Source organism: Streptomyces ziwulingensis (genome assembly GCF_039542605.1).
Taxonomy (GTDB): domain Bacteria; phylum Actinomycetota; class Actinomycetes; order Streptomycetales; family Streptomycetaceae; genus Streptomyces; species Streptomyces ziwulingensis.
On the sequence record NZ_BAABIG010000021.1, the window covers coordinates 1 to 26,965 of the forward strand.

The following is a 26,965-nucleotide window of genomic DNA, read 5'->3' on the forward strand; positions in this document are numbered from 1 at the left end:
CCGCCCCCGCCCCCGCCCCCGCCCCCGCCCCCGCCCCCGTCCCCGCCGCCGCGCAGCGCCTCGCGCCGCCTGCCGCACCGCGGTTGCGGCTGGAGTCCGCGGCGCCCGAGTCGGGGATCGCGGGGATCGACGACATCGACGACATCGACGACATCGACGCCGCCGACGACCTCGACGTGCCCGAGCCGGTGGGTGAGCCGGCCGGTGAGCCGGCGGTGACCGCGGCACCGGGGGCCGTACAGGTGCAGCCCGTGCCGCGGGCCGCGGCACGGGCGCTGCCGCCGGAGCGGGGGATCGCCCAGGAACGGGACTGGATGCGCCGGACGTTCAGCGAGCAGTACAACGCCCTGGCCGGTTCCGTGTCGCGGGTGATGTCGGAGTCGCCGGGACTGCGCGGCCGGTCCCGGAGCGAGGCCGCGGACGTGCTGACCGAACTGGTCGCCGTACGCCTGTACCTGTCCGGTGACACCCGCCGGGCCGACGCGGCCGTGCGCGCGGCCACGGCCGGCCCGCACGTCCCGCTGGCCCGCTGTGTGACGGCCGGACTGCGCCGGCTGCCCTCCTACCGGGGCCCGGCCCTGCTGCGCACCAGGCTCGGTGCGGCGGAGCGCGCCTGGTACCGCGAGGGCAGGGTGCTGACCGAGTGGGCCTTCTGCCACGCCCGTACCTCGCTGCACCCGGGCCCGCGCGGCAGCGACGCCACGGACCTGCTGATCTGGTCCATGACCGCCCGGCGGACCAGTTCGCTGGACCCGGCCGTCCCCGACCGGGTGCTGTTCCTGCCGGGGACCGCCTTCAGGGTGCTGCGCGCCGGGGGCCCCGCCGTACTGCTGCGGGAGCTGTCTCCGTCGGAGGCCGCCCACGACGGCCCCGACAGCGTGACGGCGAAACTCGACGAGATCGCCGTCAACGGCCTGGAGAACATCCTGCACGCCCTGGAGCGGGCCGGCACCGACCCCGCGGCCGAGAGCGTCGACCCGCCCGGACTGATCGTCACCCACCGTGCGGACCGCACAGAAGGAGCCGCACCGTGAGCAGGCAGGTCTTGCTGGTCTCCCCGGACCGCCCGGGCGCCCACCGGACGATCGCCCAGGCCTTGGCCGAGGCCGCGGACGGGGCGCTGATCACGGTCGCCCCCGGCCGGTACGAGGAGTCGCTGGCCGTCGTCCGGGCGGTGACCCTGGCCGCCGAGGACGGCGCCGGGACCGTTCAGGTGCACGCGTCCGCCGGCAGCACGGTCGTGGTCGACGCCGAGGCGGTCCAGATGTCCGGGCTCGTCCTGTCGGGCGCCGACCGGGACGCCCCGGTCCTGGATCTGCGGCGCGGGCAGACGGCGCTGGAGGGCTGCCGGATCGAGGGCGAGGCGTGGACGGCGGTACTGGTCTGGCACGAGGGCACGCTGGCTGCCCGCGGTTGCCGGGTGGCCAACCCGCACGGCGCGGGTGTGGTGGTCACCTCGCGCGGCGGCAACGTGCTGGCCGACACCGAGATCACCGAGGCCGGCTCCTCGGCGGTCGTGGTCGCCGAGCACGGCCGTCTCGACGTACGGGACTGCCGTCTGGACCGCCCCCGGGGCAACGGCGTCTGTGTCAACGGCAACGCCACGGCGACCGTCGAGGCCACTGTGATCACCGGCAGTGGCAAACCGGCCGTCGCCGTGGAGCAGGAGGCGGGCGCCGCCCTGCTCCGGCTCACCGTGACCGGCAGCGCCGCCCTGGACGCGTACCTGACCGGCCGGGGCGAGACCACGCTCACCGACTGCGACTTCTCCGGCTCGGCCGGGCAGTCCGTGCACATCGCCGACGGCGCCGCCCCGCACCTGCGCGGCTGCGTGGTCGGCGGCGCGGCCCGCAGCGGCGTCCAGGTCACCGGGGGTGCCCGGCCCCGCCTGGAGGACTGCGAGATCACCGGCGCTCCGGTGGGGCTCCATGTCACCGGCGCGGGAACCGCCGTCACGGCCACCGGGCTCACCGTCCGGGACGCCGCGACCGTCGCCGTGCAGGCCGCCGACTCCGGTACGGCCGAACTGGAACGGCTCACCGTCACCGTCACCGGCACCGCCGGCGCCGGGGTACGGGGCCAGGACGGGGCCCGGCTGACCCTGCGGGACGCCGAGATCGCGGTCGGCGGCGGTCATGGACTGGGGCTGACCCGGTCGGCGAGCGCGTTCGTGGCCGGTTCCGTCCTGCGCGAGTGCGCTGCCGTCGTCGGTGAGGAAGGCGAACTGACCGCGCACGACACCGAGTTCACCGGTTCGCCCGAGGACGCCGTGCGGGTGCTGGCCGGCGGTTCGTTCACCGCCGTCGGATGCCGGATGACCGGCGCGCGCGGCCACGGCGTCAACGCCCACCCCGACGCCCGTACCGACCTCAGCAACTGCGTGGTCCAGGACAACGCCCGCGACCGGCCGGCCGAGGGTGCCGGTGACCGCGGCGGGCCGCGAGCCACGGGACCGGCGGACGGCGTGGACGTCTCCCGCCCGGTGACCGGGCCGCTGGCCGAACTGGAGGCGCTGGTCGGGCTGGAGAGCGTCAAGCTGGAGGTCACCGGGCTGATCAATCTCAACAAGATGACCAAGCGGCGCACCGAGATGGGCCTGCCGATGCCGCCGATGAGCCGCCACCTGGTCTTCGCCGGACCGCCCGGCACCGGCAAGACGACCGTGGCCCGGCTGTACGGGGCGGTCCTCGCCGAACTCGGCATCCTCGGCCAGGGCCACATCGTCGAGGTGGCCCGCGCCGACCTGGTCGCCCAGATCATCGGCGGGACCGCCATCAAGACCACGGAGGTCTTCCACCGGGCGCTGGGCGGGGTGCTGTTCATCGACGAGGCGTACACCCTGACCAACCAGTCCCGGGGCACCGGACCGGACTTCGGCCAGGAGGCCGTCGAGACGCTGATGAAGCTGATGGAGGACCACCGCGACGAGATCGTGGTCATCGCCGCCGGCTACTCCGAGCACATGGACCGGTTCCTCGCCTCCAACCCCGGTATGGCGTCCCGGTTCGCCCGCACGGTCGAGTTCCCCAACTACGATCCCGCGGAACTGGTCACCATCGTCCGGGGGCTGTGCGCCAAGCACTTCTACGAACTGTCCGACGACGCCCTGGCGGCGCTGTCCCACTACTTCGAGCACGTCCCCAAGGGCCCGACCTTCGGCAACGGCCGCGTCGCCCGCCAGGTCTTCGAGACGATGATCGGCGCCCAGGCGTCCCGGCTGGCCACCCGGCCGCCCGGCCACGACAGCGAACTGAGCCTCCTCACCGCCGCCGACGTCACTCCGGCACCCCGGCCCACGCCGCCTGCCCCGGCCCCTGACCCCGCGTCTCGTGCCGCCCCGCCCGCACCGGTGGCGCCCCCCGCGCCAGCTCCCGCCGCCGCCGTACCCCGGCCGCCCGCCGCCCGCCACCTGACCGCCCTCGTCGGCCTCGGCCCGGTGCGCGACGCGCTGGCGGCCCGGCTGGACACCCTGGCCGAGCTGGGCCGGGGCACCGCGGGCCTCGCGGACGTCGTCCTGGAGGGGCCGCCCGGCAGCGGCCGCCGGGCCGTGGCCGCCGCGTACGGCAGGGCCCTGGGCGAACTCGGCGTCGTCGCCTCCGGCGCGCTCACCCACGCGCCGCTCTCCGCCGTCCCCGCCCGCTGGGCCGCGCAGCCGCGCGCGTTCCTCGCCCACCTGTTCCGCCGCGCGGCCGGCGGCCTGCTGCTGCTGGAGGCCGACCCCGCCTTCGCGTCCCGCCCGGACACCGAACAGGACCTGGTGGCCGACGCGCTGACCGCGGCGGCGGCGGCCCGCGACGCGTACGGTGCCGTACTGGTCCTCTCGGGCGGCGCACCCCACCTGATGGAACTCCTGCTCACCCGCGTCGACCTGGCCGGAACCTTCGCCGAGTACCTGCGTCTGCCCGCCTGGACCGGCGCGGACCTCGCCGAGCTGACCCGGCGGCGCCTCACGGACCTGGGCTTCGACGTGCCCGACGACGTCCTCGCCGCGCTCACCGCGCAGGACCCGGCGGGCGGTGCCCGCGGCGCGCACCTGCTGGCGGACCGGATCGCCACCCGGGCGGCAGCCCCCGCGCTGGTCCTCGACGACCTCGTCGGCGAACTCCCGCCGGTTGCGGCACCGATGGCCGGCTGAGGGACCGCAGGGACAGAGATTCACGGCCGGTGGGGCAGTGACCCCCGCATCCGGCCCGCGGCGGGCCCCGACCGGGACCACCATCACGAACGACGCACGCGACGACCGTACTGACGAGAGGAACGGCCATGGCCGCCAACACGAACACCTCGGTGGACATCTCGGGCATGCTGGCCGCCCAGAGCAGCTTCGAGACCGCCGTGGGCGACGCCGACAGCAGCTACACCTCGATGCAGAGCCAGATCGACGCGCTGCGGAGCAGTTGGAGCGGCGACGCCGCCAACACCTACCAGATCGCCATGGACAACTGGCTCGCGGACTTCAACACCGTCCGGACGCAGTTGAGCCTGATGCTCCAGAAGCTCCAGGCCAACACCGGCACCTACGACACCACGCACCAGGGCACCTCGGACACGGCCACCGTGCTCGCGAAGACCATGTCCGACCCGCTGCCCGGTTTCTAGGGCCGCGGCACGCCCTGGGGCCCCACCGCACGACCACCCATCCGAGGAGCGATCCCCATGCCCACGTACACCGTCAACATGAGCCAGGTCGAGTACGTCATCGGTGAGATGGACGCGATCAGCAAGAAGATCCAGTCGGCGCTGACCGAGCTGGACGACAGCGCCAAGATGCACCTGAGCGAGTGGACCAGCGACGCCCGCGCCACCTACAACGTCGCCAAGGCCAAGTGGGACGCCGCCGCCGCGGAGATGGTGACCCTCGCGCAGAACGCCACCCTCTCGCTCGGCCACATCAACGATTCCTATCACTCGGGTGAGCGGAACGGCGTGAACCTCTGGGAGCAGTGAGATGGCGATCCAGACCGCCGACGACGCGGACGACGAGGGCGACAGCACCAGCGGCACCAGCGGCGCCGGCACCGGCAGTGGCGGCAGCGGCGGCAGTGGTTCCGGTGGGGACGACCACCACTACGACGGCGGCACGGACGTCCTGGACCACCCGGGCATCCTCTCCGACCTGCACCCCTTCGTGCCGCCACCGGTGCCAGGCGGCGACGGGCAGGGCGGGACCTCGGTCAGCACGCCGTCGCTCGACCTGTTCGCCTCCCACATCGACCTGCTGATCCAGCCGGTGCGCGACGTCGCCACCGGCCTGGACGAGGTCGCGGTCGCGCCGGGCGCCTTCTACCACGCCAATGTCATGCGCTCGACGGTGAACGGCCCGAACGCCGACGGCGGACTCAAGAAGAGTTACGGCAGCGCCCTGTCGGCCCTGGTCCGCGGTCTCACGGACCTGCGGGACGGCGCCCGGACGCTGAGCCGCAAGTACGCCACGGCCGAGGAGGACAACTCTCTGACGGCCGCGGACCTGGCGGACGCCATGACGTCCGCCACCGCCGACTTCAACACGATGATGACGTCCAACGGCGGCAGCGCCATGACGTCCGGCGCCGGGACCGGCAGCACGAGCACCGGTACCGGCGACACGAACACGACGACCGCCTGAGGCGCGGGCCGGGAGGGCGAGAGTGCCGGACTACAACAGCGGCGGCTTCCATCAGGGCGAGGACGGGACGATCTTCGGCAACCCCGACGGCTCGTCCAACGGAAGCGTCACGGACTACGACAACTGGGACTGGAAGCAGATCAAGGCCGCCGTCTACGGCATGTCCTCCGGGGTCGCGACCGACGCCAACGTGACGCACGCCCGCTCCATCGCCGACCCGCAGTCGCTGCTGGACGCGGCCAACGCCTTCTTCCACGTCCAGCGGACCCTGGAGGGCGTCACGAAGAGCCTCATCGACCAGGCCAAGGCGCTCGCCGGTGACAACGGCCCGTGGAGCGGCGCCGCGGCGGACGCCTTCCTCGACATGATGACGAACTTCTCCCGGCAGGTGAAGGCCAACGCCGACGTCCTGTCCGGGGGGTCGACCGGCGACCACTCCGTCCCGCACCAGCTCGCCAACAACGCGATCGCGTTCCAGAGCGCGCAGAACAAGCTGGCGGAGATCGATAGCTGGTACGCCGACCAGGCCGTCGCCATGGGCGTCACCCCGATGGCGGACGGGCTGATCCCGATCAGCCGGAAGCCCGAGCTGGTCGCGATGCTGACCGAGGACATGCGCGCCGTGCTCAAGAGCCTCGCGCACTCCTACCAGGTCACGACCGACGCGGTCGTGAACCCGACCCCGGTGACCTCACCCGCCGGCAACCCCGACGGCCTCCCGGACGCGGACACCGAGCTGGGCCTCGGCGGCTCCGACGGGCTCGGCGACGGGCTCGGTGAGGGCATCGGCGACCTGGGCGGCACCGGAGGTCTGGGCGACACCGGCAGTCTGTCGGCCCTGTCCGGCTATCCCGACACCGGTCTGGACACCGGTCCCGACACCGGTCTGGACACCGGTCTCGGCACCGGTCTGGACACCGGTACGGGCGACGGCATCGGCGGCCTCGGGGATGTCGGGGACGTCGGGGACATCGGCGCCCTGGACACCTCCGCCGCCCCCTCCGCCTATCCCGGCGACCTCTCCCTGGACGACACCGGCCTCGGCACCTCCGGCCTCGACAGCGCGGGCCTCGGCGACCTCGGTCTGGCCGGCCTCGACCCGTCGGCCCTCGACAGCGCGCTCAACCCCGTCTCCTTCCCGGGCCTGGGCGGTCTGGGCGGCCTGGCCGGGCTGAGCGGCAGCGGCCTCGGCGCCGACGGGAAGAGTTCCCTCGGCGCGCTGTCCACGGCCGACCCCACCGCCTTCGGCGACACCGGACTGGGCACAGGGCTCGACGACGGCCTCGGCGACAGCCTCACCGGCGGGCTGGACAGCGGCCTCACCGACGCTCTGTCGGCCGGTTCGCCGGCACCCTCGCAGCTCGCGACGTCGTCCGGGATGCCGTACATGCCCGGGATGGGCGGTACGGGGGCCGGCGGTGCCGCCCCGACGGCCGAGCCGACGGACGCCTCGGGGCTGCTCGACTCCAGCGCGGACCCCTGGGAGGGGGCGGAAGTCCCGGGCGGCGACGAGGTCGGCTCCGATGCGGGGGCGGCGGCCGGGGGCGAGGGCCTGGGCCTGGGCATGGGCGGGATGCCGTACCTGCCGGGCATGGGCGGCGGCGCTGGCGCCTCCGCCGCGGGTCGGGACGGCACCGGCGAACGGACCGACGCCTCCGGGCTGCTCGACCCGAGCACCGAGCCCTGGGCGGGCGAGGAGGAGACCGGCGACGACGAGGCCGGCTCCCTCGAAGCAACTCCGCCCGGGGTGCCCTGCCTGCCCGGCTTCGACGCCGGCGCACCGACGGCCCGTGCGGCGGCGGGCGTCCCCGGCGTCCCCGACGGCCGGCGCGCCGGCGCGGCGGCCCTGGTGGCGGCGGACCCGGTGGCGGCGGCCCCGGTGGCGGCGGACCCGGCCGAGGAGGCCCCGGCGGCCGGGGAAGCCGTGGCGCCCCCCGACACCGGGACGGCATCGGTCGCGGTCGGGTCCGACGGGCTGCCGCTGCCCGGGAACGACGACGAGGAGGACTTCTCCGCGTGGGAGGCCGGTACCGGCGCGGGGGCGTTCGTCCCCCTGCTGTGGGCGGTGCGCGGAGCGGACGGACGGCAGACGGACGAGCGGCCGGAGCCGGGCTCCTCGGCCGAGCCGCGCGGAACCTGGCAGCCGGACCGCACCGGCACGGAGCCGTCGTCCGGTGCCCGCGCCGGGGTCCGGGGGCCGGCGCTCTGCGGCGACGGCGGCCCGGAACCGGAGCCGGAGGAGCCCGAGCCGGAGGAACCCGACGAGACACCGGACGAGGAGCAGTCCTCCCGCAGCAGCGCGGATCTGCTGGTCCAGCCCCAGAGCACCTGGGGCACCGTCCCTGGAAACTCTCCCGCCACTCTCTGAAGGAGGAAGCCCCCGTGCCCAGCCCGTACGACCAGCAGATCGAGGATCTGCTGGGCCAGTACCGCCGCCAGCGCGCCGAAGCCGCCGAGACCAGGCGCCGGATCAACGAGACGACGGCGACCGTGACCGCCCCGCGGCAGGCGGTACGGATCACCGTCGGCGCCCAGGGCGAGGTCACCGCCATCGAGTTCCCCACCGGCGCCTACCGCCGGATGGCCCCCAAGGAACTGGCGGACGTCCTGCTCACCGCCCTCCGGCAGGCCAGGGCCGAGGCGCTGGAGGGCGTCACCGGCCTGCTCGCCGGTCGGCTGCCGCCCGGCGTGACCGTGCCCGACCTGCTCCAGGGCCGGGTCGACCCGGCCGCCGTGCTGCCCGAGGACCCGGCCATGCCCGACTCCGTACGCGACTACGTGGACCACGGCTTCCGGGGAGAGACCGATGAGTGACGGCACCTTCTCCGTCGACACCGCCCGGCTGGAGCAGGCCGCCCCGCAGATGCTGGAGCTGGCCGCCCGGCTCAGGTCCGTCGCCACGAAGCTGGACGGCCGCCTGGAGTCGCTCGGCGCGTGCTGGGGCGACGACGAGAGCGGACGGCAGTTCCTGGAGCAGTACGCGGAACCCCGGCGGCAGCTCGGCGAGGGCATCACCGGCGCGGGCAACGTGCTCGACAGCACCGTCGACGGCATCCGCACCATGGCCAGGGGGTTCGCCAGGACCGAGGAACAGAACGTGGAGACCCTGAGCGCCCTCACCCCGGCCCCCGGCTCCGCGTCGGGCGGCGGCCCCTCGGCGCACGGCACGCGGCGGTGAACGCACCGGTATGAGCGTCGAGATGCCCCCCGAGCTGGCCTGGGTCGCCCGGCTCGCGGTCGGACAGGCCTGGCCCAAGGGGAACGAGGACGACCTGCACGCCCTCGGCCAGGCGTGGCACGAGGCCGCGCAGGAACTGCGGGGCATCAGCGGACAGCTCGGCGCGTCCGGCAACGGGGTCCTGGAGAGCGTGGGCGGGCAGGTCGCCGACGAGTTCAGCTCCTTCGTCACCCAACTGGAGGCCAACCTGCCGGCGATGACGGACTCCGCGAACCAGTTGGGCAAGCTAGGCAGGTACACCGCCGTCCAGGTCGAGTACTCCAAGTTCATGATCCTCGGCCAGCTCGTCCTGCTGGCCGCGCAGATCGCCGAGTGGATCTTCTTCGCGCCCGAGCTGATCCCGGTCGCGATCACCGCGGCCCGCGTCGCGGTGAGGATGATCCTGCGCCGTCTGATCCTCTCGATCGCGATCGGGGTCGGCTTCAACGCCGGTCTCGACGTCGCCGTCCAGACCATCCAGTTCCTCAGGGGCGACCGCACCGAGTGGTCCGCGGACAACTCCGTCTCCGCCGTGGTGTCCGGCGCCATCGGCGGTGCGGTGGGCGGCCTCTTCTTCGGTGTGGGCGGCGTCCTCGCGCCGAGGTTCGCGAACTCGCTGCTCGGCAAGGGCGTGCTCGGCGCGGCCACCGGCGTGGGCACCGCCGGGATCATGTACGGCATGTACCACAGCGGCCAGGACGAGTTCGGCACGTCCATCAGCGCGGGCGCCCTGGGCGCGCTGGGCGGCGGTGGCAGGCGGCGGTTCGGCGGCAAAGACGGCACGTTCAAGGTGGACCCCGTCCAGGTGAACCTGCCCGGCGCACTCAAGTTCGACCTGCCGGGGCTGCTCACGGCGGTGAGGACCGGGCTGTCCGGCCCGAGCACGCTGAAGTGGACGACCGGCGACGCGACGGCGGTCGGCACGAACAGGAACGGGCACCGGAGCGGGAGCGCGAGCGGGAACGGGAACGGGGAGGGGGCGGTGCGGGGGAGCGCATCCGCGTCCGCCCCCGTGTCCACCCCCGGCCCCGTGTCCGCCCCCGGCCCCGTGTCCACCCCCGGCCCCGCGTCCATCCCCGGCCCCGCGTCCGCGTCGGTCTCTGGCTCCGCAGTCGTACCCGTATCCCCTCCCGGTGCCAGTGCCGGTGCCAGTGCCAGTACCGGGGCCGGGGCCCGCGCCGGTACCGGTGTGGCGGGGGGCGGCGGCGTCTCCCGTACCGGGGACACCGTCGCCGCCCGCGAGGCGGCCCGCGACACGTCCGGGACCGGCACGGCTCGGCACGGGCGGGGGCTGCCCGGCTTCAGCACCACCGTGACCGGCACCACCGTGACCAGCACCACCACCTCGTCGGCGCCTGCCACGACGGCCACCGCGGCCCCCCGCGTCACCACGGTCGGCGGCAGCACCGGCGAGAACGTCAGCCGCCCCCTGAGTACCGGCGGTTCCGGCACCGGTACGCCCGGGACCGGCCGCCCGGCGACGGTGAGCACAGGCGTGGACGCGACGGCGGCGCCGCCCGGCGCCGGCGGTGCGCAGGGCGTCCGGTCCGCGACAGCCGGCTCCGCGCCGCGACCGCTGGACCCGGCCGCGGACCTGCTCCACACGGTGCGGAACCAGCTCAAGCGCATCCGCGCGGATCTGACGGCGGACCCGCGGACGGTCGAGGAGGTGCATCGGCGTCTGCTGCGCGAACAGTCCGTGCTCCCCGGCATGTCGAGCGTGCAACTGGCCGGCCGGATCGCGGACGACATCGCGTCGGACGGACGGGTGGAGCCCGCGCGGGTGCGCGGCGGCATGTGGCCGGCGCACCCGCGTGCCCAGACCGAACCCGACGCGCGGGACCAGGCCCGCGGTTCCTCGCGGCAGACCGCCCCGGCGATCGGGACGTCCGCCGCCGGGGACCTGGCCGCGCTCGGCGGCCGGCGGGCGATCGGCGCGTTCTCCCGTGCTCCCGAGCGTTTCCTCCGGGACAACGTGCTGCTCCTGCGGATGGACGAGGGAATGCGGGTCCGGATGCCGGATTCCGGCATCAGCCGGACCCGGTTCCTGAACTGGATGGACGGGAAGGACAAACACTGGTTCACGCTGACCGTGGACGCGGACCGGTCCCCGGGGGCCGGGCGCCCGGTCTATCTGCTGACTCCCGCGGTGGAGAAGTACGTCGAGGCGTTCGGCCGGGACGACGCGGTCCTGCGGGAGATCGTGCGGGGGCACGACATCCCCGCGGTCCGCGGGCCGGACGAGTACGTGCCGGCCCACTACGTGCCCTACTTCCAGGGTTCGACGACCCATGCGCAGACGAATGTCGGGCACACCGACGTACCGGTGCGCAAGGACCCGGAGTTCGACGCCGACTTCGTCTTCACGGCCACGATGAGCGGCTGCGCGCTGGTGCTGACGGAGAGCGACCGGGACGGCGCCTTCACCGTCTGGCACTACCAGTCGCCGAGCGGCACGGTCAACGCGGGGGCGGCCGTGGGGTTCCGGGGGGAACGGCAGCCGTTCGAATGGTTCGGGCACGAGCAGTACATGACCAGGCGCGCGGACAGGGCGCCGGAAGTCACGAACCTGTTGTGGCGTGGCCCCAACGGATGGGAGATCCTCAGCCAGGAGAACCACGCGTCCTTCACGACGCGCGAGGTGACCTGGCACGATTTCAGGTCGAAGCAGGTCTTCGCCGGACGCGGATGGAACGACACCGCGATCATCTACCGGGCGATAGGGCACGAGCGTCTCGCCGACATCGACAAGGCGCGGGCCGACGCCGGCCAGATGAAGAAGGACAAGGGCAATCTCAACCTCATAGGCGCCTATGACCTGGTGCGGATGCAGGCCGAGGCCGAGGTGCGCGACCTGGACGGCATCAGCGGCCCGGACCAGTTGCTGTCCGTGGCCCGCTCCCTGCGGGCCGCGCATCAGGACACGGGGACGCTCGTTCAGCAGTTGCTGGCCAAGCAGGCGCAACTGGAGCGGGAGGAGAGCCCGGCGGTTCGCCGCCGGAACGACGAGACGGGCGTGGCCCGGCTCCGCGGCAGGGTGCTGCACGCGATCACCGAGTTCTCCCGCGGCGAGTGGCGTGAACGCCTGGAGCGGGAAGCGGCCACGGCGCAGCGCACCGTGACCGAGCCCGCCGGACAGGCGTCCCCCCTCGACCTCGCGCTCACCCCCGCCCCCGTGCGGCTGCTCACCACCGGCGATCCCGGCTCCCCGGACGGGCACTGGCCGAACCCGGACATCAGAACCACCTTCTCCCTGGGAGACGGCGGGTCCGGCCTCCGCGCGGCGCACGGCGACGAGCCGGGGCAGGTCGTCCCCCGCTCGCCGGCGGAGACGTTCGCACCACTGAACCCGTGGTCGGCCAAGGGCAAGGGGCGGGCCGCCGACGCGGACGGCGACCCCTCGGCCGTCGTGGCGGGCGTGCACCCGGCGCACCGACGGCAGGTGCTGGACCTGGTGCAGGTGTGGGACCACTACGCGCCGAACCTCGACCCGGACTCGCCGCTCAACGCCCGGCTGCGGGCGGACGTGTCCGCGGTCGCGAAGGCGCTGGCCGACCGGGGGTTCGACGCCGCCCGTTCGGTGGCACGGGAGCTGGGGCGGCTGCGGGGCGTCCAGCCGTGGGCCGGTCCCCTGGGCGCCGGCCGTACCGGGCCGGACGGCGTGCGCGCGGCGGAGGACGCGGTGGACTCCCCGGGCGCCTCGACGTCCGCCCTGCCGGGCACCGGCGCGGGTACCGGCGCGCGCGACCCGTACTCCGGGGAGTACGCCGGCGACACCGCGCACACGGTGATCGAGATGGACGTGGTCCGTTCCGGTCCGGCGCCGAACGACTCGCCGTTCCTGGTGCCGGAGGCGCTCGGTGATCTCGTCGTCACCGTCGTGCCGAGGTTCTCCGGCGAGGGCGCGGCCGCGTGGGCGCACCGGATCATGCAGACCACGGAGCTGCCGACGGACCGGCGGCCGGGGCGTCCGGACGACGGCGCGGCGGACGCGGCCGACCGGGCGATACGCCACGACGTCGAGCGGCAGCTCGTCGACTTCCTCGCCTCGCCGCCGCGCCCGGCCGACGCGCCGGCCACCGGCCGGGAGGAACGGGAGCGGCAGCGGGCGGAGGAGGTCCTCGACTGGGAGGAGAAGCTGCAGTCCGGCCGCGTGTTCGTGTCCCGCGGACGGCTGGTGTGGCTGCAGCCGGTGCTGCGGGAGGTGCGGCACCTCTCGGAGGGCGGTGCCGACCGGCACAGCGTCGTCGACGAGGCGGTCGAGGACGACAACGGCGGCGCCGAGGGATACCGGGTGGCGTTCGGGTCGACCACGGGCAAGGGGGTGTCCGCGTCGGGGCGCAAGTGGGAGGGCGCCGCACAGGTCATCAACGTCATCAGCCACCGGCTCAGCCACCTGGCGGCGAGTGTGATCTCCGCCCCGCTGGTCAGTGCGACGGGCGAGACCGCCACCGAGCACGGCTGGACGAAGCTGAACATCGCCGGCAGCAAGCCCTTCGTGCGGGAGCGCGGAGTCCGGCGTGCCGACCTGGCGTTCAGGATCTTCGTGGACGGCCGGGAGGCGAACTACCTGGCGGACCCCGGCCCGCGGGCACCGCGGACCAGTGCGGCGGTCCCGCCGCCGCTGACCCCGCGGGAACTCGCGGCCATGGAGGGGGCCGACCAGCCGGGCACCGTGGTGCCGCGCCGCCTCACCGTGGGGTACCCGCAGCGGTTCCTGGGCGACGACGCGCTCCAGCCGTTCCCCGCGCGGGAGGCGCGGGAGGCGCGGGACGCGCGGGACGCGCGGGAGGCCGGCCGTGCGGACGCGGACGGCGACGGCCCGGAGCCGCCGCGCAGCCACATCCCGGTGCTGCTGAACGCCGTCAACGTCGTCGACGCCGTCGCGGACCTGCACGGCGCCCTGCGCCGCGCCGGAATCGGGGCGCAGACCGCGGTGGAGGTGCTGAAGGCAATCAAGGAGCAGATCACCGAGCGCGGTCTGCGCAACCGCAGCCGGCTCATGTTCGGCGGCGGGGACGTGTCCGGACCGATCGTGGTGCGCGACGCGACCACCGGCGCGCGGACGTTCAGCGGCCACCTGCGCTTCCAGGTGGCCCCGGTCCCCGGCAGCGTCGCAGTCAAGGGCGTCACACCGGGCCTGTCGACGCGTACCGACATCGGGTCCGGCCTGACCCTCACCCACAACAAGAGGTTCGAGTCGACGGTCGCGCTCTCCGCCTCGTACAACGCGAGCGGCCTGCGGGCGGGCGGGCCGGGACACGAGGCGGCCGGCACCGCCCCGGCGCACCCGGTGAACATCGTCACGGGGACGCTGCCCATGCTGTCCGGCGGCGTCGAGGCGAAACGCGGCGGGGCGTCGGGCCTGGGCACGCAGACGATGAACCACACCGTCCTGAACGCGGCCGACGACCAGGTACGGGCCACCGCCCGGATGCGGCTGACCGTCGAGGTGGTCACCGACGTGGGACCCCCGGTGCCGGCGGTCGGTACCGTCGTGCGGGCCGAGGTCGGCGCCCCGCACCGGGACGGGCGGGGCGCGCGGTTCCTGGAGCACGAGTGGGCCGCCGTACCCGCGCCGGTGGCCGCGGCGCGGCCGCCCGCGTGGGTCACCGCCCAGCGGGCCCGCCACCCGGCGCCCGCGACCCGCCCGGCGCACGGCTTCGACATGGAGTGGTACGCCGACGGGGGCGCCGACACGCGCTTCACCGTCGCCACGGCGATGCCCGGCGCGCACCTCGTGCTGCGGACGTTCCGCGCGATCCTGGAACGGAAGCTGCCCGGCCTGACGTTCTCCGAGAGGTTCCGGGTCCCGGTGAGCCGGACCGCGGTGGAGAACGAACTGGCGTCCTTCTTCGGCCGGCACGCCCTGGAAGCCGACATCGCCGAGGCCCGGCACGGCGTCGTGCACACGATCCGGCTCGCCGACCGCGCGTTCCGCCTGACGGCGACACTCCACGCGGGGGACACCCCGTTCGACGTCGTCGCGTACGAGTCGACGGTGAACCAGCGGCAGATGACGATGACCCAGTCGTCCAGCGGGGTCAAGGACTCGAACGGTTTCGACGTGGGCCTCGGCGCCGGTTTCCGCGTCGACCTCAACAGCACCGAGGGCCACACGGAGTTCCGGGGCGACGGCGGCCGGATCCAGTTCGCGCTGGCCCCCGAGTACGGGCGCGACCGGGGCACCAGCGACACGTTCCAGACGGCCGCCTCCTCCTACCGCCGGGCCGAAGTCACCCGGACCGTGCGGGAGGGCGCGTTCGCCGCGGCCTGGCACCTGTCGGTCGACGAACTCGGCGCCCAGCACCCGCCGGAGGAAGTGTGGCTGTCCGGCCGGGGCATGAGCGTCCAGGTCATCGACGGACCCGCGACGCAGGCACCCCCGCCGCCGGAGTCGAAGGCCGTCGGACTCGCCCGCGAACGCGGCCTCGTCCGCCCGCTGCGGCTGGGAGCCGGCGGGGCCGACGGCATGTACGCCCAGTTCACCCAGTTCCCGCACCTGACCCGGGCGGTCTCCGAGCTGTACGCGCGGCTGCACGGCGTGGCACCGCACGACATGCCGCCCGCGGAGGTGCCCGAGGCGCTGGTCCGGGAGTTGTCCCCGCGGGCCCTCGCGACCCACTTCCAGGAGATCGCCTCCGGCCACGGGCGGTTCGTGGGCCTGCCCGGACGCGGCGGGTACCACCAGGTGATGCACGTCGCGCTCGTCTTCCTGGAACGGGTCGCCGACCGCCGGGTCGCCGCCGACCCCACCGAGTTCGAGCAGTACCAGTCGAGCCGCTCGACGCACACCAGGACCGTCGTCGCGGGCGGCAAGGTGTCCGGCGGAGCCAGCCTCGCGGGCCAGTACCGCCGGGAGTTCGTCGAGGGCGGGACGGCGTCCGAGGGCGCCGCCACGCCGCAGTCCCCGGCCGGGGGCGCGGCGGGGACCGGCGCGCACCCCGGCACCGGGAGCACCCCGGCCGCCGCGACCGGCGCGGAACACCTCGCCCGGTCGTGGGCGCACGACACCTCCGACGACGACCCTGTCGTCCCCGGGGCCTTTCCGGCCGACCGGGACCCCGGCGCCCCCGCGCTCGCCCGGCGCGGACCCTCGGTGGTCAACCCCGGCAGCCAGGAGGAGCACGCGTCCACGCGGGAGAACGAGGTGCTCCGCGCCGGCGCGACCGTCGGCGGCGGTCTCTCGTCGAGCCGGGGCACGAAGAACGTCGACGCCGTCGGCGACATCCACATCACCCGCGTCACCTTCACCGACTCGGTCAAGGGCGCCGACGGGGAGACGGCCGACGTGTTCCCCACGGTGATGTCCGGGGACGTCGGCATCATGGTCTCCCTCCAGCGCTGGCGGGACGGCAACGGCCGGTCCGGTCCGGTGCCGGGCGGCGCGCACCACGACACCACGGTGGAGAGCCGCAGCCTGTCCGTCACGTACGCCGACGCGGGCACGCTCCTGGTCCCCGACCGCATCCGGGAGCGGATGGACGACGACCTGGCGCAGCACCTCGCCGCCGACGTGCTCACCCGCACCGGGTTCGCCGAGCAGGCCGGTCACCTGGCGGTCACCGCGTCCGGACTCGCCGCCTCGGCGCGGGCGCTGCACGCGACCGCCGAGTCCCACCTGGACGCGGGCCGTTCACTGCTCGACCTGCTCCGGCGGCCGGACCGCACGGCCGCGGCGCCGGCGCCGCCGCGCGCGACGGCCGAGAACCTCCTCGGCCTCGCCGACGACTCGGCGCGCGCCGCCGAGTCGGCCGTCACCGCACACGCCGAGTTCTCCGGGCGGGCCGCCGAACTCGCCGAGTCGGCGCGGAGCGCCGCGGCGGTACTGCGCCTGCTGCCGGGCCTGCGCGCCCGAGGCGCGGAGTCCCACGCCGAGGCGCTGCACGCCGACGTGGCCGACGCCGCCACCCGCGCCGGGGAGTTCGCGGACACCGCGGACCGGCTGACCACCGTGTCGCGCCGACTGCTGACCGCCGCCCGGCTGGTACGGCAGCACACCACCGAGGTGGCCCGCCTGCTGGGCGAGGACGCCGCGCCCGGCGGACGACCCCGCGCCCCGCACGGCGGGCCGGACCCCGCACGGGACGCGACCGCGGACGACACCGCCCAGACCCCCGCCCAGAGCCCCGCCCAGGCCCCCGCCCAGGACGCCGCCCGGCGGGCCGCCGCGCTGCTGCGGGCCGGGGAAGCGCTCAGCGCCGCCCTGGGCCCGCTGCACGACGCGGCCCGCCGGCTCCGGAACGCGGCCGCGGATGCCGTCGACGACGCCGCCCGGCTCCCGGGCGACTCCGCCGGCTTCCCGCCGCGCGCCCTCGACCTCCCCCCGGTCCGCTCGGACAAGGCCCGGCTGGACCGCGCGTACCACACCATGGTCCCCACGACCGCGATGCACGCCGAACACCTCAGCGCCCCCGACGTCTTCGCCCACCTCGTCGACCGTCTGGGACGGGCCGGGTTCCTCCAGCGGGACCAGGACGGCGAAGCCCTCCCCGACGACCTCTACCGCGCGGTGCGCGCGAACTTCTCCGGCGAGGCGCTGCGCGACCAGTTCCACGCGCTCCTGGGCACCGGCGTCACCGGCTGGTACGCCCTGCCGCGCGGCGGAGGCGCCCTCGGCGCCCGGTACCTGCGGGTGCGTGTGTCGGCGGCCCGGCTCGGTGACGCCCTGTGGAACCGGCTGCGGCCCGAAGTCAAGATCATGTACCGCAGCGAGTCGTCCCGGCAGTGGCAGGACGCCGTGGTGCGGGCGCTGCGCCGGCACGCGTCCCTCAGCGGCCGGGTCAACGGTGGCACCAGCGGCATCCACGGCGGGCTGAGCGCCGACGGGTCCGTGGACCGTGAGGAGTCCACCTCCCGCGCCACGCTCAACAAGGACATCCGCATCTTCCGCGCCGATCTCAAAGAGCCCGTCCAGGAGTTCGCCCACCACATCGACTTCGAGGTCCGCGTCGACGCGTACGCGACCCTGCCCGCGTTCGCCCAGGCGCCACGGGACCTGGCGGCGGCGATCCGGGACCGCGTCGCGTCCTGGCTGCCGGAGAACAACCTCCTCGGCAGCGCGGTCCAGGCGGTCCGCCGGTACACCGACCCCTGGCTGCCGCTGGAGCGGATGACGTCCCTGTGGGCCGACCACACCCCGGGCGGCGCGCTGTTCCACAGCCGCTTCCCCGTGCGGCGGCAGCTCGTGCAGGTCCTCGTGCCGCAGTCCTTCACCACCCCGGGGGACTCTCCCACCGCGCTGCCGGGCTGGACCCGGGGCGTCCAGGAGCCCGCCGACCTCCGATGGGCCCCGCCCCGGGCGGCACCCCCGGCCCACACCGCGGTGGACGCCACCCAGGACATGTACTCCTGGGGCGGCCCGGTGCTGTACGCGGTGCGGACCTGGGCGAAGGCCGCGGCGCTCCGGTCGGCCACCGAGCCGCCGCTCAGGACCAGGGACGACATCGAGAACCTGCTGCGGGCCGGCAGCCTCCGGCCCGGCTCCGTCGCGGAGGTCGCCTACGAGAACGCCGTCGGCTACAACTCCCTGCGCCCCCGCCTGGCGGAACTGCTGCGCGGCAGCTACGTCGTCGACGTCGGTGGCGTCCCGGTCCGGGTCCGGCTCGCCCTGACCGGTCACCAGGAGCACACCCCGTCGGCCAGGAACATGAAGGTCCGCACGTACAACCCGACCACGACGGCACCCGAGAACGAGAACTCCCGGCGGTTCGGGTGGGGGATCGGCGCCGGGGCCGACGTCGTCGCCGTCCCCCGGCACGGCCTGCACGAGATCCTCAACCTGCCCGCGAAGCGCGAGCTGACCGAGGAGCTGAAGAACGCCTACGAGATCGGTGACACCGACGAGTCCAACCGGCTCGTGGACAACGTCCCCTACACCGCCTTCCTCTTCGACACCGTGCTCCAGATGGAGCCCGTGCACCACCCGCGCCGCGCCCTGCACGTCACCGTGTTCGGCGGTCTGCTCGCCTCGGTCCCGCACCGGAGCGACGCGGACCTGGCCCGCCGGCTGCGGGACCTGACGTCCGGCGGGCCGCAGCAGCCGTCCGGGCCGCTCCTCCCGCACACCGAGGGCGCCTTCGCGCCCGGCGACGACACGCCCCCGCCCGGCGGCCCGCCCGGACACGGCCCGGAGCGGGCCGCGCTGCGCGAGGCGTGGGGCCGCGAACTGGCCGGCCGCAGCAACCCGAGGGAGCGGGCCGCGCAACTGGGCGCGGAGACGGACAGTGCACTTCAGGCATGGGAGCTGTGGGAGTCCGCCACCCGAGCGGATGATCGGACCGCGGGTCCCGGGGCCCTCGACCGGGCGACACGCGAGATGGTGGCCTGGAGCCTGGTCCCCGGGCCCCGGCAGCACCAGCGGTACGCCGCATTCGAACGGACCTGGCGGCAGCGACACACCACGGACGGCGCCTCACCGGAGCCCGCCGAGCCGTCGACCGCCCCGCCCCGCGACCCCGAGACCGCCGCCCCGCCGCAGGACACCGCACCCCAGCGGTCGCCGGGCACCGGGACCGGCGTCGAGGGAGCGCGCTCCCGGGCCGAGGCGCACCGGCACGGGGCCGTCGAGGCCGACGCCGAGACCGCCCGCGCCCGCTGGCAGGCGGCCCGCCTGGCCCACGACAGCGCCGACGAGCGACGGCGCGCCCTGGCGGCGGCCGGACGCCGGGCGGAGCACGGCGCCGTCCCGGAAGGCTCGGTGATCGCGCTCCGGGACGCGTACGACGCCGGCGTCGCCCTCAGACAGGCCGAGGACGAGATGCGGGCCTGGGGACTGCCCGTACCCGCCCAAACCCGCCCGACCCCCCTGACCCCCCTGACCCCCCTGACCTCCCTGACCTCCCCGGGCCAGGGCTCCGCCCCCGCGCACGACGGTCCGACGACCACCGGCACCGGTCCGACGACCACCGGCACCGGCCCGGTCGGTCCGACCACCACCGCACCCGGCGACGACCACCCGCACCGCGCCGGACAGGACGCCGCGGCGCGGGACGAGGCGCGGCCGGTCCAGGAACCGCACGGCATGCTTCCCCCACCGGCCGACGACGTGACCGCGCCGGCCACCGCGTCCGCCGCGCGGCCCGCCGAGCCGCTTCCCGGCACGTACCGGTCCGCGCTGCCCCCCTCGCGGGTGGAGTTCGCCCCCGGCGAGACCGGCCTCGACGACCGGGCCAGGGCGCATCTCGAACAGACCGCCCGGACACTCGCGTACACGCTGGCGACCTGGCGGGCCCAGGGCGCGAGCGTGCTGCCCCCGGTCACCGTGACGGCCACCGGCGACCCCGCCCTGGGCGCGCGGCGCGGCGTCACCGTCCGGGAACACCTCACGCTCGCCCTCACCCGTCACCTGCGGCGGATAAAGGCCCCCGGGGTGCTGTTCTCCGTCCTGGCCTCGACCGGTTCGCGGGACGAAGCCGCGGACGGCGACGGGCAGGTCACGGTGGCCCTCAACGAAGCCGTCGTGCTGGCCTTCCCCGACCCGGCCGGCATGGAGGCCGGGCGACGCACGTACCCCATGCGGACGCCTGCCGACGCGCCCGCGCTGCGCGCCGTGCTGGCGAACGCCGGACAGCGAGAGCGGCTGGCCCGCATCGACGCACTGCCCCCGGAGCAGCGACGCTGGCTGGCGGCCGACCCCGTGACGGTCCGGGCGCTCGGCGCGGCGCTGACCCCGGAGGACTTCACGGCGGTCGCGGCCAAACTCATGGTGGACGTGCCCGCGGGCACCGAGTCGCCGGCGGCCGCCCGCTACGAACTGGAGCAGATCGCCGGGCGGATGCTCGTCCACCCCGGCATCGCCACCGAGATGCTGCTGCGCGGCACCCGCATGGTGGTGATCCCGCGGCACGGCAGCTCGGACCGGCTCGGCTTCTCCGCACAGCGGTGGGCGGGACAGCGGATGCAGCCGCGCGACTTCGCGCACTCCGCTCATCCGCCGGTGGCGATGATCGCGGAGGAGAACATCACCGGCGTCCTCGACGGGGCCGGCCGGGTTTCGTTCCCCGACGGGGTGTCGAGCGCCGTGCACGAGATCGCCCATCTCCTGCACTACATGCTCACCCCCGACGAGCAGGACAGCGTCAGGGAGGCCTATCAGGGCCTGCAGCGGGCGGACCACGCCGAGTCCGCCGCCGCGGGCCGGGTCGTCCAGCTCACCTCACGCTGGCCGAACGGCCCGCTGTTCGCGGTCCACGACGCGGCGAACCGCCGGGTCAGCGTGGTGAACTACGCGGCGAAGAACGAGTACGAGTTCTTCGCCCACCTGGCGAGCGCCTGGATGGGCACCAACCTCGGCACCGACTTCCTGACCGGCCTGGAACTGAACAACGGCCGGCTGTGGGTGGAGGAGTACGTGCCGTCGCTGGTACCCCTGCTGACCACGTACCTCGGCCGCGGCCACCGCCGCAGCCACGCCTTCACCGCCAACCCCGTCGACAGCGAACTGGCCCTCGCCCACCTGACCGACTTCACGGCGCTGGTCGAGGGCGCCGGGACGGACGGCCGCGGCACCGCCGGCGACACGGCCACGCGGGGTGACACGGCGCCGGACACGGCGGCCGGCACGGTCACCGGCACGGAGACCGGCACAGAGACCGGCACGGTGACCGGCACGGAGACCGGCACGACGGGCGCCGCCGGGGACGGCGCACCCCTCCCCGGGGCGGGCGCCGTCGAGTCGCCCGCGTCCGGCGGCGGCGGACTGCGCCCCGCGCAGCGGGAGACCTACCGAGCCGCGCTGGGCGAGTGGGCCGTCGAGTACGCACCGGGCCAGGTCCAGTTGGACGGCAGCCTGCGAGAGTTCCTGGACGAGGCCGCCCGGCCGCTCGCCCTCGCGCTGGCGAACTGGCGCGGCCAGGGCGCGAACGTGCTCCCCCGGATCGTCCTGGAGGTCACCGGTGATCCGGCGCTGGCGGACGCCCGGCGGCAGGCCGTGGCCCAGCACCTGGCCCGTTCCGTCGACTTCCACCTGCGACAGCTCGGCCTGTCCCTGACCGGCAGCCTGTCGGTCTCCGGACCGCCCGGCCCGGCCGACGCGGGGGAGCAGGTGGTGATCCGGCTCGACGAGGACGCGGCCGTTCGCGCCGCGCTCGGCGACCGGGCGGGCATGGAGAGCCGCAGGCTCACCTACCCGATGCGGATCCCCGCCGACGTGCCCGCCCTGCGCGCCGAACTCCTGGCCGCGGACCAGGACCGGCGGCTCGCCCTGCTCGCCGACCTCCCCCACGCCCGACGCCGCTGGCTCGCCGCCGACACCGGCACCGTCGACGCGCTGCGGTGGGCGCTGCCGGAGGCCGACTTCCCCGCGGTGGCGGCCCGTCTCCTGGTCGACGTGCCCGACGGCGTCGAGGCGCCGGTCACCGCGCGCCGCGAACTGGAGCGGATCACCGCCCGGATGCTCCCCGATCCGGACGTCGCCTCCCGGCTGCTGACCTGCGGTACCCGCCTGGTGGTCCTGCCCCGGGCCCACCACCTCCTGCCGCTCGACCACGCCTACCAGCGCTGGTCGGGCGAGGCGAAGCCGAAGTACCCGTTCGCCACGGGCGAGGGGCACCCGCCGGTGGCGATGATCGCGGAGGAGAACCTCACCGGTGTCCTCGGCGCGCACGGCTGGGCCAATTGGGGCGACGGCCTCTCCAACGCCGTGCACGAGATCGCCCACCTCGTGCACCGCCTGTTCGGCCCCGAGGCCCGCAAGGACGTCAGGGACGCCTACGAGGCCCTGCTCGCCGCGGACGCCGCCGAGATCGCGGCGAGCGCCGAGCCCGTCCAACCCGCGTCGCGCTGGCCGAACGGCCCCCGTCACGCCGTCCGCGACGTCGCGAACCACCAGGTCACCGACGGCAACTACGCGGCGACGAACGAGTTCGAGTTCTTCGCCACCCTGGTCACCGCGTGGCTGGGCACCAACAGCGGCGTCGACCACCTCACCGGACTCCCGCTTAACAACGGCAACGCCTGGGTGGCCGCCCACTTCGAGAAGCTGGTGCCCACCCTCACCGCGTTCTTCGGACCCGGCCACGCCACCGGTCAGGAGTTCGGCGTCATGCCGGTCGAGGACGACCGCGTGTACGGCTACCTCGGCGCCTTCACGGCCCAGGTGGACGGCGTGCCCCACCACCCCGCCGAGCGGGTGCCGGGCGATGTCGCCGACACCGGCACCGACCTGCACGCCGGGGCGTGGACGGCGTGGCGGGCGGCTCACGAGCGGGTGGAGGCCGCGTTCCGCGCGCTGGAGGGGCTGCGCGCCGAGGGCGAGAGCCCGTCCCGCCCGCGGCCGTCCGAGGCGTGGCTCGACGCGGTCCGGGCCTGGGACCGGGCCAACGACGACCTGCACGCCGCACAGGGCCGCGTCGCGGCCCTGTCGTACAACCCGCACGGACTGCGCCGGGCCTACGAAGCGTTCCGCACGAAGCTCGACGAGGCGCGCAACGGCCCGGAGCAGCGGGATACGGCGCTCGACCGGTGGACCCGCTGGCAGGCCGCCCGCGCCGAACGGGAGGCGAGCCGGGCCGAGGTGCGCGGCGTCAACGCCCGGCTCACCGCGCTCGCGGGGGCCGAGCCCGGCGTACGGCTGTCCGCCGAGGCATGGGCCGCCGTACGTCGCCGGGACGCCGCCGACCGTCAACTGAACCTCACCGACCAGCGGTTGCGGGCCCTCGGACTGGACCCGCGGCTCCTCGCCGAGCAGTCCGACCGCTTCCGGAACGCCGCACCCGGCGTGGTCACGACCGCGCTGGACCACCACTACGCCTACCTGCTGGCCCGCCTCCTCCTCGCCGACCCGGTGCCGGGGCCGGACGTCCGGCGCGTCCTGGAGATGTACCGCGCCGCGGGCGACGTCAGCCCGGCCGGGGTCCGCAACGCCTTTTGGGACTGGAGCGGCCGGGCCCTCCGTGACACGGCCGACCGGGCCGTCGACTCCGGCCGGATGCCGGCCGAGGTGCGCGAAGCGCTGCGCGAACTGACCGACTCCGCCCCGGCGGCCGACGACCGGACCGGCGCCGAGGCCGCCGCGGTCACCGGCCCCGCCGAGCAGGCGCACCACCGGGACACCGCCTCCGCTTCCCCGCCCGCCGGCACCGGCCCGTCCCTGGTGCGGCGCCTCCTGGACGGCGCCGCCGGGAACGCCCCCGACCGGGCGAGGGCGGCGGCCGAGGCGGCCGAGTGGGAGCGGTGGCAGAACGCCACCCGGGACCTGCGCGAGGCGCTGGACACGCTCAAGGCACTGGAGGACACCGGCGCCGCGGCCTCCCGGGCGGAGCCGGCCGAGGCCGCCCGCCGAGCCGCCCGGCACGCCGTCCTGGTCGCGGAGGACGCCCGCGACACGGCCGCCGCGGACCTCGCGGCCCGCGGTCACGACCCCCGGCACCTCGCCGCCGAACTGGCCCGGATCACCCGCAACCTGGAGCCGCACCGCAACGGCATCAGAGCAGGCACCCGCCCCCTGCCGACCCCGACCCCGAACCCGACGTCGAACCCGACCCCGACCCCGACGTCGACGTCGAACCCGGCCCCGACTGTGACCCCGGCCCCGGCCCCGGGGCAGCCGCAACCGTCCACCGCGGGCACCTCCGTGGCCGGTGCGCCGATGCCACCGGGCACCTACCGGTCGGGATTCGACCCCGTCGGCATCACCTTCCGCGGCGCCGGGACCGGGCTCGACGACGCCGCCCGGGACACCCTGCACGACGCCGCGTGGTCGCTGGCGTACGCACTGGCCAACTGGCGTGCCCAGGGCGCCGACGTGCTGCCCGCCGTCGTGGTGCGGATCACCGGGGACCCGGTGCCGGCCGCGGCCCGCGCGCGCACCGTCACGCAGTACCTGAGCGCGACCGTCTCGGGCGCCCTCCGGCAGATGCAGGCCGGCCCGATGCGGGTGGACGTCGAGGCGCGGTTCCCGCGTCGGACGGACGCCAGCGGCACCGGGGTGTCCGACGCGGTGGTGCACCTCGACGAGTTCCCCGCCAGGCAGGCCGCGCTGGCCGACCCGCAGGGCATGGAGGCACGCCGGAGGACGTATCCGGTGCGGATGCCGGACGACCCGGACGCGGTACGGCGGCAGTTGCCCGGCCTCGCCCGGACCGACCGGCTCACCTACCTCGCGGGGCTGGCCCCGGAACAGCGCCGCTGGGTCGCCGCCGACCCGGCGACGATCGAGGCGCTCCAGGCGGCACTGGCCGCGCCCGAGTTCGCGGAGGTCGCCGCGGCCCTGATGGTGGACGTCCCGGCCGCCGCCGAGGGACCGCTGGCGGCGCGGTACGAGATGGAACAAGTCGTCGCCCGGATGCTGCCCAACCCGTCCGTCGCGGCCGAGCTGCTGCGGCGCGGCACCCGCCTGGTGGTGATCCCGCGGATCGACCGCGACGTCGCGCGCGACCACTCGCCGGCCTTGTGGGGCGAGGGCGCGCTGGAGCAGGCGTTCGCGGTCCCCCGGCACCCTCCGGTGGTGATGCTCAACGAGGAGCTGGTCGTCGGCGGCCGCAACCGGGACGGGCAGGTGCTGTTCCCCGACGGCCACGGGACCACCGTGCACGAGATGGCACACCTCGTGCACTTCGTGCTCGCGCCCCACCAGCGGGCCCAGATCACGGCCGCGTTCGACTCGGCCCTCAAGGCGGACCGGCGCCGGATCAACCCGCTCTGGCGCGCGTGGGAACTGCCGTCCCACTGGCCCAACGGCCCGCGCTTCGCCGTCACCGGCCCCGGCCGCACGGCCGGCGACCACAACTACTCCGCCAAGAACGAGTTCGAGTTCTTCGCCACGCTCGTCAGCGCGTGGATGGGGACGAACATCGGCGTGGACGCGTACACCGGCCTGCGCCTGAGCAACGGCAACCGGTGGGTCGCGGAGCGGTTCCCCCGCCTGGTGAACCTGCTGACCAGCCTGTTCGGCCCCGGGCACCGCGGCGGCCACGAGGTCACCGCCAATCCGGTGGACACCGTGGAACTGCAGTACGAGCACCTGCGGGACTTCACCGCCCAGTTGGACCTCGCCGACGCCTGGCGGCTGGCGCTGACCGACCACGTGGACCCCCGCGACGCCGACGGCCGGCGCCGGATCTGGGCCGCCTGGGAGGCGTACGACTCGGCCCAGCGGTCGCTGGCGGCGGCCCGCTCGGCGCTGGACGCCTTCCACCGCATGTCGTCCGGGTCGGCCGGCGCGCCCCCACCGGACTGGTCCCGGGCCGCGACGGCACTGGGAGAGGCCACCGACCGGGTCGACCAGGCCGATCGCGACCTGCGGGCCCTGGGGTTCGACCCCTACCGGCTGGGCGAGGAGCACGACGATCTCGTCCGGTCCGCGGCCCGGCACGGTGCCGCCGAATGGCGCCCGTCCGGCCCGCTGGGCGACCGCGCGGTGTTCGAGGCCGCGGTCGGTGAGGCGCGGCGGGAGCAGGCGAGCGACGCCGCCGTGCGGCGCTGGCAGGCCGCGCAGGCCGACTTGGCGGCGGCCCGCGCGGTGATGGACGCGCTGGCCGACGCTCCCGCCGACGCCGCGCACCGGCAGGGATGGGCCGCGGCGGCACAGACCTGGTCCGACGCCCTGGACGCGGTGGACGCCGCGGCGACGGAACTGCGCGCCCTGGGCACCGACCCCGACGACCTCGTAGCGGAGACCGCCCCGCGCGGCGAAGAGCCCCCCGGGACTCCCGCCGACCCCGGGACGGCCGCCGCCCCGGCGGTGCCCGCCCCCGGCCGGGCCTCGGCGCGCATGTCGATGGCCGACGCCCTCGGCGCCCGGCTGCGGGCCGCCACCGGGCTCGGCTCCGGCGCCGAGGACCCGCCGGAACCCGGCACCGCGCGCGCCGACGCGGAGGCGACCGTGGCTGCCTGGGTCCGCTGGCAGCAGGCACGGATCAGCCTGAACCGGGCGCTGATCGCGCTCAGGGCGCTGGAACAGACCGCCGACGCCCGGCCCGCGGCCGTCCTCGAAGCCGCCGACCGGGCGGTGACCAGGGCCGAGTGGGACGTCGACTCCGCCGCGTGGGAGCTCCAGGAACGGGGCTACGACCGCCGCCACCTGGCCACCGAACTCGCCGACCTCCTCCGCGGAGGGCTCCGTGTCGAACTGCCCTGAGTTCCGTGGCGTCCGTCCGTCCGATCCTCCTCGTCCTCGTCCTCGGCCGGCGGCCCGTGCCCGG

Annotated in this window: 8 protein-coding genes and 1 pseudogene; all 9 read left to right on the forward strand. The window is 75.4% G+C overall.

Going from position 1 to position 26,965, the window contains the following annotated elements; translation table 11 throughout:
• Positions 1-1,034 (forward strand): annotated as a pseudogene (locus tag ABEB00_RS10510) (hypothetical protein); the annotation flags it as partial.
• The gene (locus tag ABEB00_RS10515) at positions 1,031-4,135 is read left to right on the forward strand and encodes a right-handed parallel beta-helix repeat-containing protein (protein ID WP_345619001.1); all 3,105 of its coding nucleotides are present in this window, start codon (positions 1,031-1,033) and stop codon (positions 4,133-4,135) included. The pseudogene ABEB00_RS10510 and the gene ABEB00_RS10515, both read left to right, overlap by 4 nt.
• Before the next feature lie 128 nt (positions 4,136-4,263).
• On the forward strand, positions 4,264-4,599 hold the full coding sequence (locus tag ABEB00_RS10520; protein ID WP_345619002.1) for a WXG100 family type VII secretion target: 336 nt from the start codon (positions 4,264-4,266) through the stop codon (positions 4,597-4,599).
• A gap of 57 nt (positions 4,600-4,656) precedes the next feature.
• Entirely contained in the window at positions 4,657-4,947 is a 291-nt protein-coding gene (locus tag ABEB00_RS10525; RefSeq protein ID WP_345619003.1) for a WXG100 family type VII secretion target, read from the forward strand.
• A gap of 1 nt (position 4,948) precedes the next feature.
• Positions 4,949-5,605, forward strand: a complete 657-nt coding sequence (locus ABEB00_RS10530) for a hypothetical protein (protein WP_345619004.1) — start codon at positions 4,949-4,951, stop codon at positions 5,603-5,605.
• Positions 5,606-5,627: 22 nt separating this feature from the next.
• Positions 5,628-7,973, forward strand: coding sequence for a WXG100 family type VII secretion target (locus tag ABEB00_RS10535; protein ID WP_345619005.1), 2,346 nt, complete (start codon positions 5,628-5,630; stop codon positions 7,971-7,973).
• Positions 7,974-7,987: 14 nt separating this feature from the next.
• A complete protein-coding gene (locus ABEB00_RS10540) occupies positions 7,988-8,419 on the forward strand; it encodes a YbaB/EbfC family nucleoid-associated protein (RefSeq protein ID WP_345619006.1) in 432 nt (143 codons plus the stop codon).
• A complete protein-coding gene (locus tag ABEB00_RS10545) occupies positions 8,412-8,783 on the forward strand; it encodes a WXG100 family type VII secretion target (protein WP_345619007.1) in 372 nt (123 codons plus the stop codon). Before ABEB00_RS10540 ends, ABEB00_RS10545 begins: the two co-directional genes overlap by 8 nt.
• Positions 8,784-8,793: 10 nt before the next feature.
• A complete protein-coding gene (locus ABEB00_RS10550) occupies positions 8,794-26,901 on the forward strand; it encodes a WXG100-like domain-containing protein (protein ID WP_345619009.1) in 18,108 nt (6,035 codons plus the stop codon).
• Positions 26,902-26,965 lie beyond the last annotated feature (64 nt).

Excerpts from the sequence above, each read along its gene's own strand:
- ABEB00_RS10520 (WP_345619002.1), top strand. The coding sequence starts at position 4,264 with ATGGCCGCCAACACGAACACCTCGGTGGACATCTCGGGCATGCTGGCC.
- ABEB00_RS10525 (WP_345619003.1), top strand. The coding sequence starts at position 4,657 with ATGCCCACGTACACCGTCAACATGAGCCAGGTCGAGTACGTCATCGGT.
- ABEB00_RS10530 (WP_345619004.1), top strand. The coding sequence starts at position 4,949 with ATGGCGATCCAGACCGCCGACGACGCGGACGACGAGGGCGACAGCACC.
- ABEB00_RS10545 (WP_345619007.1), top strand. The coding sequence starts at position 8,412 with ATGAGTGACGGCACCTTCTCCGTCGACACCGCCCGGCTGGAGCAGGCC.
- ABEB00_RS10550 (WP_345619009.1), top strand. The coding sequence starts at position 8,794 with ATGAGCGTCGAGATGCCCCCCGAGCTGGCCTGGGTCGCCCGGCTCGCG.